The sequence below is a fragment of the Bacillus cereus group sp. MG20 genome (assembly GCF_040459885.1).
Classification (GTDB): domain Bacteria; phylum Bacillota; class Bacilli; order Bacillales; family Bacillaceae_G; genus Bacillus_A; species Bacillus_A cereus.
Window position 1 is genome coordinate 1775157 of sequence record NZ_JARVHF010000001.1, and the last position, 15235, is coordinate 1790391.

Below are 15235 nucleotides of genomic sequence, written 5' to 3' on the forward strand. Positions count from 1 at the left end.
TGTTATCCATGATTGGCATTATATTCGGTGGTTGGTTGTTATCCATGATTGGCATTATATTCGGTGGTTGGTTGTTATCCATGATTGGCATTATATTCGGTGGTTGGTTGTTATCCATAATTGGCATTATATTTGGCATTTGAATATTTGGCGGTATGACTTGTGGAATAACTACATTTTCTTTCGATACATTTGGTGATACTATATTCCCTACGTTTTCTTTCTTTACTTGTGGTGACACTATATTCCCTATGTTTTCTTTCTTCACTTGTGGCGATATTATATTCCCTATATTCTCTTTCTTCACTTGTGGTGACACTATATTCCCTACATTTTCTTTCTTCACTTGTGGTGACACTATATTCCCTACATTTTCTTTCTTCACTTGTGGTGACACTATATTTCCTACATTTTCTTTCTTGACTTGCGGTGACACTATATTCCCTACATTTTCTTTCTTCACTTGCGGCGTTATTATATTACCTACATTCTCTTTCTTCACTTGCGGCGATACTATATTATTTTTTTTCGTTTGCGGAGAAATGATATTGTTAGGTTTCATTTTACTAATTTGAGGAGCAATTAACTCGCTTCCTTTTTTTATTACATCTGAAATTTTATATTCTTTTTTCGGTTTTATTGGTGGTTGTGGCGGCTGTGGCAATACATTTACCGAAAACTTCGTGTTTTCTTTTTCCGCCGGTTTTTGTTTTTCTATCACAGGTGGTTTTTGAATAACAGACGGTTTTTCAATTGGTTTCTCTTTTTGAATTGGCTGTTCTTTTTGCACCTCTTTTTGCGGTTTCACCTGTACTTCTTTTTGCGGCTTTACCTGCATCTCCTTCTGCGGTTTTACTTGCACTTCTTTTTGTGTTTGTTGCATAGCTGGCTGCTGTGTAATTGGTGCTGATTGATACGTAACTTCTTCTTCATCTTCTATTCCAAGTGGAGTTGGTGTTGCTGCAAATTCTTTTTGTTGCACTTCTTTTACGTATTGCTTTGGAGGCGCTGAACCTGCTCCAGCCTGTTGTTTCATGTGAACACTCTTGGATGGCACTTTAATTTTCATACCTGGCATAATTAAATCTGGATTACTAAGTTGTGTATTTGTTTTTTTCAACGTATCAAAATCCACTCCGTACTTTTTCGCAATTTTCCAAAGGGTATCCCCTTTTTGCACGATATGAATTTTCAAATTTTCCCCCTCCTGTATAACTTATCTATAAGTAACAAATCTCATGAAGTAACTCTTTCTAAATAACATTAACTTCTTTTCACTTTTAGCACTTCTTCGATTTTCAATATCATTCGAAGTGGAATAAGCATAAAGAACCACAATGATTTCTTCAAAACAATGTATGCCCATTTCGTTCTCGTTATGATTATATGTATGAAAAAAAGCAACGGGAATGCCGTTGCTTTACACACGCTCTAACATACGATTTAATGCAAGAACCGCTTCTGCCGTTACTTGTTTATCTACGCTAATAACGTTAATTTCTTCTCCTCTTTCTATCGTTTCAAGTACCCATAATAAGTGAGGCAGATCAATTCGGTTCATCGTTAAGCACGGGCACATAAATGGATTAAGTGAAACAATTTCTTTATCTGGATGTTGCTGAATAATTCGGTTCACTAAATTCATTTCTGTACCAATCGCCCATTTGCTACCAGATGGCGCCGATTCAATCATATCAATAATATATTTCGTTGAGCCTGCATAATCTGAAGCAGCTACAACTTCATAGCAACATTCTGGATGTACAATAATATTCATATCAGGATGATTTTTTCGTACGCTCTCAATGTTCTTCACTGTAAAATTTTGATGAACAGAACAATGCCCTTTCCATAAAATCACTTGAATTTCTTCTATATCCCCATCGTACTCTAATGAATCTGTGTGTGGGTCCCATACTGCCATTTTATCTAACGGGATACCTAAATCGTACGCTGTATTTCTCCCTAAATGTTGGTCTGGTAAAAAGACGAGACGCTCTTTTTGAGTAAACGCCCAAGATACCATTTGCTTTGCATTAGAAGAAGTTACTGTTGCTCCTCCGTTACGACCACAAAACGCTTTAATTGCAGCTGTAGAGTTCACATATGTTAACGGAATCATCGTATCTCCAAATAATTTCTTTAACTCTTTCCACGCTCTTTCTGTTTGTTCAATATCTGCCATATCCGCCATCGAACAACCTGCACGCATATCTGGTAAGATGACAACTTGATCATCTGTCGTTAACATATCTGCTGTTTCCGCCATAAAGTGCACCCCGCAAAACACAATATATTTTGCGTCTTTATTGCTCGCTGCAACTTGCGCAAGCTGAAGTGAATCCCCTGCTGCATCTGAAAATTGTACCACTTCATCTTTTTGATAATGATGCCCTGGAATGAATAACATTTTCCCCATCTTCTCTTTAATTTCACGAACACGCTTTTCCATATCTTCCGTTGACATCGTGTAATAACGCTCTGGTAACATCGTTTCAATTGGCTGTACTTGTTCTAAAATACTCATATACGTTTCTCCCCCTCTAAGCCACTTTCCTTACCCTTCAATATTGAAACTAATATCAAGTGCTTTCACTGAATGTGTTAACGCTCCAAGTGAAATATAATCTACCCCTGTTTTTCCGTATTTCGATAAATCTTCAATTGTGATGCCCCCTGAAGCTTCTGTAACGATAGCGCTTGGTACAATTTTCGAAAACTCCCGGATTTCATCTGGCGTACGATTATCGAACATAATAATATCCGCACCAGCAGCAACAGCCTCTCTCACCTGTTCCTCAGTTTCTGTTTCTACTTCTACTTTCACCATATGTCCTAACTTTTCTTTCACTGATGTAACAGCTTTTGTAATAGAACCAGCAAACACAATATGATTGTCTTTAATCATGACACCATCATATAAACCGAAGCGATGATTAAATCCACCACCACACACGACTGCATACTTATCAAACATACGTAGTCCTGGCATCGTTTTTCGCGTATCACAAATGCGAGTATGGCTACTATCTAAAGCAAGAACCGCTTTACGCGTCATCGTCGCTATTCCGCTCATACGCTGAATAACGTTTAATATAACGCGCTCTGCTGTTAATAACGATGCAATTGGCCCTTGCACAGTTGCAATGATTTCGCCTTTTTCTACAAGATCCCCATCTTTTTTATGAAGCTCTACTTCAATTCTCTCATCAATTAATTTAAATCCTGATTCAATTACTAAACGTCCTGCAAAGACCCCTGTATCCTTCGCAAGAAACGTTCCTTTCGAAAGTAAGTTATCTGGAAAAATAAGCTGAGATGTTACATCTCTTTCTCCTATATCTTCTAAAAAAAATCGATTTAATGCTTCTTTAACTTTTATCGTGTTCATAAAGCCCCTCTTCCCCTCATCACACAAGTTGTAGTTTTCTCTTTACTCGAACAATCTCTTTCTTTCCTATATTTCTATCTGGATAATCACTTCGGTAATGCCCGCCAATACTTTCTTCTCTTTGCAGGGCTGAAACAACTATAAGCTCACAAACTGTTAACATATTAATAAGCGTTATCTCTTCATTCGTAAGAACATCATGTTGTAATATCATATTTCGAACACCGTACTTACTAAGCCATCTCTTCGCATAAAATAAGCTTTGCTCTGTTCGCACAATCCCAACATATTTCATCATACATTTTTGTATTTCTTCTTTCGTCGGTAAATGATTCAGAACGATAAACTTTGCTTCTTTGTCGGCTAGCATGTTCACCTTTTCTTTTGTCTCTCTAGATAAAATGTGCCTTCCGATTCTTCCTCCAAACACAAGACCTTCTAATAATGAATTACTCGCTAATCTATTTGCACCATGAACCCCATTACAAGCTACTTCTCCGACTGCGTATAGGTTCGGAATAGACGTCTCTCCATCACAGTTCGTTTTCACGCCACCCATGTGAAAATGAGTACCGGGCACGACTGGAATAAGGTTTTTATTTATATCGACTCCATTTGTTTTACATATCGATGACACGGTCGGAAAGCGTTGTTCAAAGTTTTGAATCATTTCAATGTTTAAGTACACTTTTTCACCCGCAAGTAGCTGTTCGTGAATAGCCCTTGCGACTACATCACGAGGCGCTAAATCCTGTTCGGAATGTATATCCATCATAAAACGCTGCCCTTTGCCATTTATAAGGACAGCTCCTTCTCCGCGAACGGCTTCGGACACGAGGCCGGAACAACGCCCACCCGCGTATAACATCGTCGGATGAAATTGTATAAACTCTAAATCTACAAGCTCTCCGCCTGCACGGTACACCATTGCAAGTCCATCGCCTGTAATTGTCTCATCATTAGAAGTAAAGGCGTATAAACCGCCAATACCGCCTGAAGCTAACACCGTATAATCTGCATTGTAACGTTTCAGTTCTCCTTTATTGTTGCGAGTTAAAGCCCCAACACATTTATCTTTTTCTATAATAAAATCAAGCACCATTTCCTGTTCCACTACCGTAACGTATGGAGCTACTTCTTGAATAAGATGCTCTAATAAATTCTTTCCTGTTGCATCGCCACCTGCATGTAAAATACGACGTTTTCGATGCGCTCCTTCTTTTCCAAGATGAGGACCTGTTTCATCTCCATCAAATTTCATTCCTCTTTCAATAAGGTTATTAATTTCTTTCGGTCCTTCCTCGACTAAATAACGGACCACTTCTTCATTGTTATAACGACACCCTGCTACTAACGTATCTTCAAAATGATCATTAGGATTGTCATATGTAGCTACCGCTGCGGCAATTCCACCTTGAGCTAAATGTGTATTATTATTACGTTTCGTCTCCTTTGTGATAATAATCACATTCTTTTCGTGACAAATCTCTTTTGCAACACGAAGTGCCGCAACGCCACTTCCAATAATTAAGACATCTGCACTTGGCATAATTGTTGCCTCCTACTTTACACTTTTCAACTGTCTTGACACCTATATTTACATAGTTTTAAAATAATGACAAGAGTTTTTTTATAATTCTTATTTTCACTACCATTTAAAAAGTAAAAGAAATGTAACTCTTACTAGAGAGAGGAACTTACATGATGATATATCTTGACTATGCAGCTACTACACCTATGAGCGAGGAAGCGTTACAAACATATATGAAAGCAGCTTCGCAACACTTCGGAAATGAACAAAGTTTACATGATATTGGAGGAACAGCTTCTTCTTTATTACAAGTTTGCCGAAAAACATTTGCGGAAATGATTGGAGGCAAAGAACAAGGAGTATTTTTCACAAGCGGTGGATCGGAATCGAACTATCTTGCGATTCAATCACTTCTAAATGCCCGAAATAAGAAGCATATTATTACGACACCTATGGAACATGCATCCATTCGAAGTTATTTTCAATCTCTAAAATCAAAAGGCTATACGATCACTGAAATTCCTGTTGATAAAAGCGGACTCATTTGTTTAGTAGATTTAGAGGCAGCTATTACAGAGGATACTGTGCTAGCAAGTATACAGCATGGAAACTCTGAAATCGGAACCGTTCAAAACATTACAGAAATCGGTGCACTTTTAAAAACATATAATGTTTTATTTCATACGGATTGTGTACAAACATTTGGTAAACTGCCTATCCATGTTTTTGAGATGGGGATTGATAGTCTTTCTGTTTCAGCACATAAAATATACGGCCCAAAAGGTGTCGGCGCTTGCTACATAAATCCGCAATCTCGCTGGGAACAAGTATTTCCAGGAACTTCTCACGAAAAAGGATTTCGCCCAGGTACAGTGAACGTTCCCGGCATCGCATCTTTTTTAACAGCTGCTGAAAATATATTAAAAACTCAATGGGAAGAAAGTTTACGTTTTAAAGAGTTACGATCCTACTTTTTAGAGCAAATACAAACACTTCCGCTAGAAATTGAAGTAGAAGGTCATTCTACTTCTTGTTTACCACATATTGTTGGGGTTACAATAAAAGGAATAGAAGGTCAATATACTATGCTAGAATGTAATCGTCATGGTATTGCCATTTCCACCGGAAGTGCTTGCCAAGTCGGTAAACAAGAACCTTCGAAAACTATGCTTGCAATTGGAAAAACGTATGAAGAGGCCAAACAATATGTCCGCTTCTCTTTCGGACAACAAACAACGAAAGATCAAATTGATACTACTATTCATGCACTACACACAATTGGAAATCAATTTTATAGAGGTGTTAAATCATAATGAAACAAAATGAACAAAAAAAGATTTTAGGTGAAGAAAGACGACAGCTTATCCTCCAGTGGCTTCTTGCTGCAAATGAACCGTTATCGGGGAATGAACTATCGAAAAAGACGAACGTAAGTAGACAAGTTATCGTGCAAGATATTTCCTTGCTTAAAGCACGAAACGAACCAATTATTGCGACTGCTCAAGGTTATTTATATTTAAAGCCACAAGAGAAGCAACAAACTTTCGAACGCGTAATTGTATGCCAACATAAACCAGCAGAAGTACGTCAGGAACTCACAACGCTTGTTGACCATGGTGTTACGATTAAAGACGTAAAAGTTGAGCATCCTGTATACGGCGACTTAACAGCATCCATTATGGTAAGCAATCGCTTTGATGTAGAGCAATATTTACAAAAAATCGAAAACACAAATGCTTCCTATCTTTCACAACTAACAGATGGTATTCACTTACATACAATCGAGGCAGATTCTAAAGAAAAATTAGATGCTGCTTGTGAGGCGTTAGATAAAGCAGGATTTCTCGTTTATTAATGTAAAGCACAGAGTTTTTATCATTCTCTGTGCTTTTTTAATGCTATAATATTGTAATCAATCGTAAAGGAGATCAAATATGGGAATTGAACTCGTTCACTTTAGCATTGGCAAACCGAAACAAATGAAATATGGCGAAGATAAAGAAATGATAACAGGTATATGTAAAGCTCCTACAGAAGAGGCCTTTCTCTCAAAAGACGGATTTCGTGGTGATGACGTAGCGGATTTAAAACATCACGGGGGACCTGATCGTGCTGTTTGTGTGTACCCACACGAGCATTACGCACTATGGGAAGAGGAATTTCAAACTACGCTTCCCGCTTCCACATTTGGTGAAAACATTACCGTAACAAATATGTTAGAGCATGACGTATGCATCGGAGATACATATCAACTAGGCGAAGCAATCATTCAAGTAACGCAAGCTCGCGTACCTTGTAGCACAATTTCAAAACGTCTTGGCATCCCTGGCATACTGCCGCGTATTGTAGCAACTGGATTTACTGGTTACCTATGCCGCGTTCTTCAAGAAGGTACTGTACGTAAAGATTCAAAAATTACATTACTAGAACGTCAGCCGAGCAATGTTTCTGTTTTGTTCTCTAACGAAATTTATTTTCATAATAGAAAAGATAAAGATGGCATTGAAAAAATTCTTGCTGTTCCAGAACTAGCTGATATTTGGCGTGGTCAGTTAGAAGATCGTCTTGCGAAGTTAAAATAAAGTGAAACTTTAATCAGCCCTCACCAATCGGGCTGCCCGGCAAATAGCGGGATAAAGAATCCCACCTTTTGCAGGTGGGATTTTATTAATCTATCAAAAAATATACTAGGCAATGAAATGATATGGACGATTAGGCAAATACAAATATTCCATCTACATCTTACAACCAATAAGAAGAATAACTCCCCAGCACAGTAACAGAAAAACCGAGTGCTTCAAGTTCCATCGTTACGCCTGGCAATAATACGTCATCGTATGCTTTATCGACATCGATTAAGAAAAAGTAATTTCCAAGACCTGTTTTCATCGGACGCGATTCGATTTTTGATAAGTTTAATTTTCTCCATGCGAAAGCTGATAGCACTTGATATAGGGCACCTGCATAATCTGCAGGTAACGTTATCATAAGCGTCGTTTTCTCTCCGCGGTTTTCTCCGTTATTCGGGAGTATTGCTTTCTTTTTCTTATGAAGTACTAGGAAACGTGTGTGATTATTTTTATGCGTATGAATACTACGTCTTACAATTGTTAATCCGTATTTTTCTGCAGCTGCTTCATTTGCAATAGCGGCAATTTTTTCTTCAGGATGTTCTTTCACATATTGCGCAGCGGCACTTGTGGATGTCATATCTCGAACAGTTACTCCTTTTAATTCTTCATTTAAAAACTTATGGCACTGTGCAATGGCATGCGGATGAGAATGCACCGCATATACTTCATCCCACACTTCTGCATACTGCGGATGTACAAGTAAATGCTGCTGAATTGGTACTGTAATTTCTCCTACAATAGCAAGCGGCTGCTCATGTACAAGATAATCAACCGTTATATTCACTGAACCTTCTATTGCATTTTCTAACGGTACGACTGCGAAGTCTACATTTTCATTTGCAGCTGCATCTATACAATCTGGAATCGTTCGATACGGTACATGATCTGCTTCCGGAAAAAAACGACTCACCGCCATATTTGTAAATGTTGCTTCTGGTCCTAAATATCCTACTCGAATCATCGTCTTTTCCCCTCTTTTTCGTTTTCTTACTGTTATACCATACTTTTTTATATTCTTCTATGTAAATTTCGAATATTAAAAAAAGACTAGCATTTGCTAGTCTAAATGTTTCTTATATTCTCTTTGAGCGAAGAAGAAATAAATGATACATGCTACGATATAAAACAGAATGAACAAACCTACTTTTTTTAATGATCCATCCATAAAAAAAGTATTATGAAACGTATATAACGCAACTGCACTATGCATACTCCCTACTATAATTGGCGCAAAAAATAGCATACATAATTGCCAACGAGAAATTTTCCATACTTCTTCCTTCGTCATTCCAAGTTTAGAGAGTGCACCATACTGCTTTCGGTCCGATGCAATATTATGGAACCATTTAAAATACACGATACTACATGAAGTAAGAAAGAATAATATACTAATAAACGAGCCCACAAATAGAGTAATATCGCCGCCTTCTTTCATACTTACATATAACTCCATATTACTTCGAAATGCATTATTATTATCTTGTTTCATATGTTTCCGTAAATCTTCGTTCAATTTCTTCGTCTTTTCGATATTTGATAATGTGTAGCCTCTATATATCATCTTTTCAGAATCAGGAACCTTATTTGCTATATTGTCAAAGTCTTCATCATTCATAACGAAGAACAGACCATTAATGTACGAAGGGTGATAGTTAAATTGAACCCCTTCTTTCTGACCGTTAAATACGAATTGATATGGTTGATTCATTACTTGCAATTGAATCTCTTTTTGATTATATACATTCGAATTATTGTATTTATTATAATAAACGAGTGTCACTGTATCTTTTTTAGGATGATATGTTTTCTGTTTTTGTTTCCTCGCTTCTTGGTTATAATCACTTTCTTTTATAAGCGGTGCTATTGTTGTTTCTCCTTTATTAGACTGAAAGGATGCATACACTCCAACAAAACTCATATATTGAAAATCATCATACCCATATTGATTCAGTAATTTTTCAACCGCACCTTCTTCAAAGACTTCATAAGTAGAAATACCTTTTTCTATGTACGAAAACGAGTGTATCCCTCCAGTTCGCCACATATCTTGCATGCTAGAAAAATACAAGAACACCGTACCTGTTGCCGTAACTACAAACGTCGTTGCCATAGACATCAGAAAGAAAAAGCGACCATTTTCCTTCATTCGATGTGACAATTGATTCACTATAAACAAATATGGATATGTATACATAATCTTTTTATTTCGCTTTATCATTTCTAACACTTGGGTAGCACCATGCGCGAAAGAAAAATACGTTCCCAAAAAGACAAGTATAGACACAGGGAAAAAGTATATTGCTATCGTAGCCATCGTCACTTGTAGCGCTAACGCATATCCTATCCCTAAACAAATAAAGCCGAATATACAAAGCCACTTTGATGTTTTCTTCTCTTTTTTATCTGTTCGAAATTCTTTCAATAACCGAATGATTTTTATATTCCATATACGTAAAGCACTTATAAAAGATAACAAAATAAAAACGACCATATATGTAATAAATGTTACACCAATCGCACTTACGTCAAATATAACAGGGAGTTCTTTCGGAAGCCCCAGTAACATACTAAACACCATGAAGAAGAGCTTTAAAAAGATCAAGCCCAGCCCTATACCGAAAATATTAGCAAAAATTCCAATTAATATTTGCTCGGTCATAATTACTCCTATTACGTTAGACTTCGTTGCTCCCATTAACATATATAACCCTAATTCTTTCTTACGTGCTTCTATGAAAATAGAAGTAGAGTACAAAATAAATATGACGAAAAAAGAAATGATTATAACATTACATATGATAAGTCCCCAACGTACGTTTTGATACCACATCGTCTCTTGCATATACGGATGCACAATGACAGACATATATGCGTAAGAAGCAAATATTGCAAAACAACTACTTAAGAAAAACACTTTATAATTACGCCAATTCCCTTTTATATTTTGCAGCGCTAGTTGCCAAATGTTCATCTATCGTCCTCCTGTAACTTACTACATAGGCAAAAAGCTAGAGGTTCCCCTAGCTTTTTACGTGTTTTAAATATCCTCTTTGCGCAATCATAAAGTAAATGGCAGAAGCTAAAATGTATGCTCCAATTACAAGCGCACCTGATTTCCATAAATCAATATAAAGCATTTTCCCTAACGTATGAAGAGCAACTCCACTATGAATGGAACCGATTAAAATTGGGACAAAGAAGATAACTCCCATTTGTCGAATCGCAATTTTGCGAATTTCTTTATCTGTCATACCGATTCTCTTTAACGATTTAAATTGAATACGATCTTGTTCTTTATCGTTAAACCATTTAAAGTATGTCATACTACAAGCGAAGAAGAAGAACAGTACCGCTACGAAGAAACCGATGAACATTGTAATTGCTCCACCTTCTCTTATATCCTTATACGCAAACACTGAATTTCTCAATTCTCCTTGCTTTTCTGGTGCAATTTCATTTTTCAAATCTAATACAAGATTTTCTGTATTTTTCCAATCCTCGATATAATAACCGTAATATTTCGTCTTTTCTTCATCTGGTACGAGTTTTGCATATTTCTCAAAATCTTGATCATTTACAATAAGATATTCACTATCATTAAAAACAGAATACTGCGTTGGATTATTTAATTGAACAGACTGCTTTTGCCCGTTAATTGTAAATTCATACGGTTTCGTACGATCTATCTTCATCAGTTCATTTGACATATCAACCATAACCATCGTTGCACTACCTGGTGCATTATGAACTTCTGTAGGTTGCTCTCTCTTTTGTTTGCGCACTTCTGCATTATATTCTTTTTCTGAAATAATCGTCATCGGTACTTCATGTTCACTATTAAACAACGTTATTTTCTGTGTTGCCGGTAGTTTAACGTAGGTTACTTTTCGCGCATCTTCAAACCCGTGTCTCTTCACAAGCTCCTGTACCTTTTCTTCATTAATAAGATTATGCGTATTTAACCCCTTTTCCTCATATGAAATAGCATGTGGTGTAAGTTCTACCGTTTTCGCACTCATATTTTCAAAATATACGTACAGCGTACCAACTGCTGAAGATACAACGGCCGTAATAATAGAAATTACAAATAGAAAACGAGCATTATCTTTCATTTTATAAATAAGATTGCTAAGGACGAACATATTTGGGTACGTATAAAAAGATTGTTTTCGTTTTTGCAATGCTTTTAATACGACTGTACTACCTTGTGTAAATAGTAAATACGTTCCGCCAATTGTCAGTCCTACCACCGGTAAAAAGAGGATGAGGAAATTCAGAAACGTTACTTGGAAGCTAAGTACATATGCAGCAATAATACATCCTATACCAACTACACATAACCATGTAAATGCAAACGGCTCTACTTTTTGCTTTCTAGCTTCTCTTAATAAATCAATAATTTGTAAGCGTCCTACCGTCCAAACGCTAAACAATGATAGGATTAAAAATAGGATAAAGTATACGCCAGCTGTAATAAGAACTGCTTTACTATTCCAAACGAGTGGAAGTGTCTTATCTATTTTCAATAATACGCTTAACGCTTGGAAAAATAATTTTGAACAAAGCATTCCAACCCCAGTACCAATTACAATTGCAATACTACCTAACATCAGTTGCTCTAATATAATCATTCGGCCGAGCTGCGATTTCGTTCCGCCTATTAATGTTAGTAGACCAAACTCTTTTTTTCTTGCTCGTAAAAACGTTGAATTTGCATATAAAATAAAGAGTGCCGAGAAGATGACCACAATATAATTCATCGATTCTAATCCTTTTGTGATCATCTTTCTCATACTAATATTACCGCTTACGACATCTGGATGATAAATAAAAGAAGCATACATGAAAAATACGACAATCGATAAACAACTACTTATAAGAAACGCTTTATAGTTACGCCAATTTCCTTTTACGTTATTAAGCGCGAGCTGGCGAAAGTTCATGATATTCTCCTCCTAGCATCGCAAGTACGTCCAGAATTTCTTGGAAAAAGGCTTGTTTCGTTCTTCCTTTATGTATTTCCGAGAAAATTTCCCCATCGCGTATGAAAAGGATACGTTCACAATAACTAGCCGCTACTGGATCGTGCGTAACCATTGCAATCGTTACTTTCTTTTGCTCGTGTAAATCTTGCAGAGCGCCCATTAGCGATTTCGCTGACTTCGAGTCTAAGTTTCCAGTTGGCTCATCTGCTAAAATTAACGTCGGTTCATGAATGATTGCTCTCGCTGCTGCTGCACGTTGTTGTTGTCCGCCTGATACTTCGTATACTTTTTTATTTAATATTTCTTCAATAGTTAAAAACTTTGCAATCTCAAGCACTTTCGCATCGATTTCATTTACAGATTTCTTCGCCATTACAAGCGGTAAAATAATATTTTCTTTAATCGATAACGTATCAAGTAAGTTAAAATCTTGGAAAATGAACCCTAAATGTGTACGGCGAAACTCCGCTAATTTTGCAGCACGCATTTGATTAATTTCTTCACCATTTACAAGCACATGACCTGAAGTTTGCTTATCAATTGTTGCTAATAAATTTAAAAGCGTCGTTTTTCCGCTTCCTGAAGGACCCATAATCCCTACAAATTCGCCTTCTTCTATTTTAAAATTTATATCGTTTAAAGCAGTCGTCGCTACTGAACCTTTTGATTGGTACACCTTCGTTAATCCTTTTACTTCAAGAACACTCATTTCTAATCCCCCTATGTGTTTTCTTCTTACATTTACTATAAGAAAAATAAGAAAAAGAAACGAGTGATTTCCCTTACAAAACATTTTGTTATCTTACAGTTTTGTCATTTTTCTCATTAATGTATGATACTCTTCATCTTTTGCAAATTGGAACGTGAATGTTGTTCCTTCTCCTTCAGCCGATTGAACATATATTCCATGATGTAAATTATCGCAAATTTCCTTCGTAATATATAAGCCCATCCCAGTCGCTTCTCTCGTTTTACGTCCATTTATTCCCGTAAAGAATGGATCAAATATGCGCTTTACGTCTTGCTCTGGAATACCAATTCCATTGTCCTTAATATGTAATAACACCTTTTGATTTTTCTCTTCAATTTGAAATTGAATTTCTTTTTTCTCTGCCGCTGAAATTTTTGTATACTTGATTGCGTTTACAACAATTTGACCTATAGCAATACTCAGCCATTTTCTATCAGATGCAACCATACAAGTATCTTCTTCAAACATCACTTTCGGAAATACAGACGATTGAATGAAGGATTTTCGATTTTCATTAATAATACCTCGCACGACATCTATAACATTTACTACTTCTACTTTATAATCCTTCGCAAACTGCTCTAGCCTTGCCATATGTAACGCTAAATCTAAACCATTTAGTATACGGTTATTTTCTTCACGAATACTTTCAACTGTTGCTCTTGCCTCACGATGCTCCTTGCCAAACTTCTGCAACAATAATTCAATAACAGATACTGGTGTTTTCATTTGGTGAATCCATTGGTTCATAAATATCATTTGCTGTTGCTCTTTCGCATGCTGTTTATGAACTTCATTCATATATTGCTGTCTTAATAACGTAAAAGATTCAACGACCATTTCTTGCTCTAATGTATAAGATTCATCAATAAGTAAAGAGTCATGTAATGTATTTCCGCCAGTAACATACTTTTTGATACTCTTTAAAAACACACTCCGTTTTCGGTAATCGTAAATGAGGTATACAGTAAACACAACTGTTCCTAATAAAAGTCCATATAACCACGTACTCCAATCAATGGATTTCTTTTCTAAAAAACTTTGCAACTGCAAAACAAGCCCAAATAAACAAAGGCTAACAATATAAGAAAGAATTAAAGAAAAGCGGTCCATGAGGTAATTTTTAACCTTCATGCCCTTCGCCCCACTCTGTAAGAAGCGCATAACCATATCCACGTTTCGTTACAATTGCATTTTTAATGCCTAGCTCTTCTAGTTTCTTCCTTACACGTTTTACATTTACGGTTAATGTATTATCATCCACAAATGCTACTTCATCCCATAGAGCTTCTAACAGTTCTTCACGCGTTACATATTGATTCACCTGTTTCATTAAACACTCTAATAAGTAAAACTCATTTTTTGTCAGTTCAGTTTGTTGTCCCTGCCACTCAACGATATGCTGGGACGGGAATAACAACAGTCCATTTACACCTAAACAATCACTCTCAGCAGCAGAGGCATACTCTCCATAGCCACGGCGAAGCGCACTCTTCACCTTTGCCATTACGATATCTAAATGGAATGGCTTCGTAATATAATCATCGCCGCCATTTTCAATCGCCATTACTTGATCCATTTCCCCTGTTCTTGCAGAAACAAAAATAATCGGCGCATTCGATACAGTACGAATTTGACGACACCAATAAAAACCGTCAAAGTACGGTAAATTAATATCAAGTAACACAAGATGAGGATTTATTTTTACAAACTCATCTTTTATATGACGTAAATCACTTGCTCTAAATGATTGATAGCCATACCTTTCTAAATGCTCCTCTAATATTCCCGCAATTTTCTCATCGTCTTCTACAATTAATATTTTATACATGTTCTTTTTCTCCCCATAAAAGAATTCTTCTACATTTACTCCTTTTTCCATTATAAATTGAAAATTTAATTAGTGGGGATTTTTTCCTATATAAATCCGATTTTTACGATATA

Annotated in this window: 12 protein-coding genes and 1 pseudogene; 3 read left to right on the top strand and 10 right to left on the bottom strand. The window is 36.4% G+C overall.

The annotated features are described in order from the left end of the window. Positions 1-1038: 1038 nt before the first annotated feature. The 4 genes and pseudogenes from safA to nadB all read right to left on the bottom strand — a co-directional run. Positions 1039-1195, bottom strand: a pseudogene (gene safA / locus QCI81_RS27165) (SafA/ExsA family spore coat assembly protein); the annotation flags it as partial. A 225-nt stretch (positions 1196-1420) separates the two neighbouring features. Further along, on the bottom strand, positions 1421-2527 hold the full coding sequence (gene nadA / locus QCI81_RS09105) for a quinolinate synthase NadA (protein WP_000025335.1): 1107 nt from the start codon (positions 2525-2527) through the stop codon (positions 1421-1423). 30 nt (positions 2528-2557) lie between these two features. Continuing rightward, positions 2558-3391, bottom strand: coding sequence for a carboxylating nicotinate-nucleotide diphosphorylase (gene nadC, locus QCI81_RS09110; protein WP_001092229.1), 834 nt, complete (start codon positions 3389-3391; stop codon positions 2558-2560). 19 nt (positions 3392-3410) lie between these two features. Continuing rightward, the gene (gene nadB, locus QCI81_RS09115; protein WP_071729589.1) at positions 3411-4940 is read right to left on the bottom strand and encodes an L-aspartate oxidase; all 1530 of its coding nucleotides are present in this window, start codon (positions 4938-4940) and stop codon (positions 3411-3413) included. 152 nt (positions 4941-5092) lie between these two features. Here nadB and QCI81_RS09120 point away from each other — a divergent pair, with 152 nt between their 5' ends. The 3 genes from QCI81_RS09120 to QCI81_RS09130 all read left to right on the top strand — a co-directional run bounded on the left by QCI81_RS09120 (position 5093) and on the right by QCI81_RS09130 (position 7504). After that, positions 5093-6235: an IscS subfamily cysteine desulfurase gene (locus QCI81_RS09120; protein WP_353810672.1), complete on the top strand. Its 1143-nt coding sequence runs from the start codon at positions 5093-5095 to the stop codon at positions 6233-6235. After that, positions 6235-6777, top strand: a complete 543-nt coding sequence (locus tag QCI81_RS09125) for a transcription repressor NadR (RefSeq protein WP_053563610.1) — start codon at positions 6235-6237, stop codon at positions 6775-6777. Before QCI81_RS09120 ends, QCI81_RS09125 begins: the two co-directional genes overlap by 1 nt. 79 nt (positions 6778-6856) lie before the next feature. Continuing rightward, entirely contained in the window at positions 6857-7504 is a 648-nt protein-coding gene (locus QCI81_RS09130; protein WP_053563609.1) for an MOSC domain-containing protein, read from the top strand. Between the two features lie 160 nt (positions 7505-7664). On the opposite strand, the gene pheA is transcribed toward QCI81_RS09130, so the two are convergent. The 6 genes from pheA to QCI81_RS09160 all read right to left on the bottom strand — a co-directional run bounded on the left by pheA (position 7665) and on the right by QCI81_RS09160 (position 15122). Beyond that, on the bottom strand, positions 7665-8516 hold the full coding sequence (pheA, locus tag QCI81_RS09135) for a prephenate dehydratase (protein WP_053563608.1): 852 nt from the start codon (positions 8514-8516) through the stop codon (positions 7665-7667). A 96-nt stretch (positions 8517-8612) separates the two neighbouring features. Continuing rightward, positions 8613-10526 carry an ABC transporter permease gene (locus tag QCI81_RS09140; protein WP_353810673.1) on the bottom strand — a complete coding sequence of 638 codons (1914 nt, stop codon included), beginning with the start codon at positions 10524-10526 and terminating at the stop codon, positions 8613-8615. Between the two features lie 49 nt (positions 10527-10575). Further along, positions 10576-12498, bottom strand: a complete 1923-nt coding sequence (locus QCI81_RS09145) for an ABC transporter permease (RefSeq protein ID WP_353810674.1) — start codon at positions 12496-12498, stop codon at positions 10576-10578. Continuing rightward, positions 12473-13249 carry an ABC transporter ATP-binding protein gene (locus QCI81_RS09150; RefSeq protein ID WP_071729580.1) on the bottom strand — a complete coding sequence of 259 codons (777 nt, stop codon included), beginning with the start codon at positions 13247-13249 and terminating at the stop codon, positions 12473-12475. The genes QCI81_RS09145 and QCI81_RS09150 overlap by 26 nt, the downstream gene beginning before the upstream one ends. Positions 13250-13342: 93 nt before the next feature. Continuing rightward, a complete protein-coding gene (locus tag QCI81_RS09155; protein WP_353810675.1) occupies positions 13343-14425 on the bottom strand; it encodes a HAMP domain-containing histidine kinase in 1083 nt (360 codons plus the stop codon). Next, on the bottom strand, positions 14415-15122 hold the full coding sequence (locus QCI81_RS09160; protein WP_002082113.1) for a response regulator transcription factor: 708 nt from the start codon (positions 15120-15122) through the stop codon (positions 14415-14417). The genes QCI81_RS09155 and QCI81_RS09160 overlap by 11 nt, the downstream gene beginning before the upstream one ends. Between the last annotated feature and the right edge of the window lie 113 nt (positions 15123-15235).

Coding starts and splice junctions, on each gene's coding strand:
- QCI81_RS09140 (WP_353810673.1), bottom strand. CDS start 10,526: ATGAACATTTGGCAACTAGCGCTGCAAAATATAAAAGGGAATTGGCGT.
- QCI81_RS09155 (WP_353810675.1), bottom strand. CDS start 14,425: ATGAAGGTTAAAAATTACCTCATGGACCGCTTTTCTTTAATTCTTTCT.
- nadA (WP_000025335.1), bottom strand. CDS start 2,527: ATGAGTATTTTAGAACAAGTACAGCCAATTGAAACGATGTTACCAGAG.
- QCI81_RS09145 (WP_353810674.1), bottom strand. CDS start 12,498: ATGAACTTTCGCCAGCTCGCGCTTAATAACGTAAAAGGAAATTGGCGT.
- QCI81_RS09150 (WP_071729580.1), bottom strand. CDS start 13,249: ATGAGTGTTCTTGAAGTAAAAGGATTAACGAAGGTGTACCAATCAAAA.
- nadB (WP_071729589.1), bottom strand. CDS start 4,940: ATGCCAAGTGCAGATGTCTTAATTATTGGAAGTGGCGTTGCGGCACTT.
- QCI81_RS09125 (WP_053563610.1), top strand. CDS start 6,235: ATGAAACAAAATGAACAAAAAAAGATTTTAGGTGAAGAAAGACGACAG.
- QCI81_RS09120 (WP_353810672.1), top strand. CDS start 5,093: ATGATGATATATCTTGACTATGCAGCTACTACACCTATGAGCGAGGAA.
- pheA (WP_053563608.1), bottom strand. CDS start 8,516: ATGATTCGAGTAGGATATTTAGGACCAGAAGCAACATTTACAAATATG.
- QCI81_RS09130 (WP_053563609.1), top strand. CDS start 6,857: ATGGGAATTGAACTCGTTCACTTTAGCATTGGCAAACCGAAACAAATG.
- nadC (WP_001092229.1), bottom strand. CDS start 3,391: ATGAACACGATAAAAGTTAAAGAAGCATTAAATCGATTTTTTTTAGAA.
- QCI81_RS09160 (WP_002082113.1), bottom strand. CDS start 15,122: ATGTATAAAATATTAATTGTAGAAGACGATGAGAAAATTGCGGGAATA.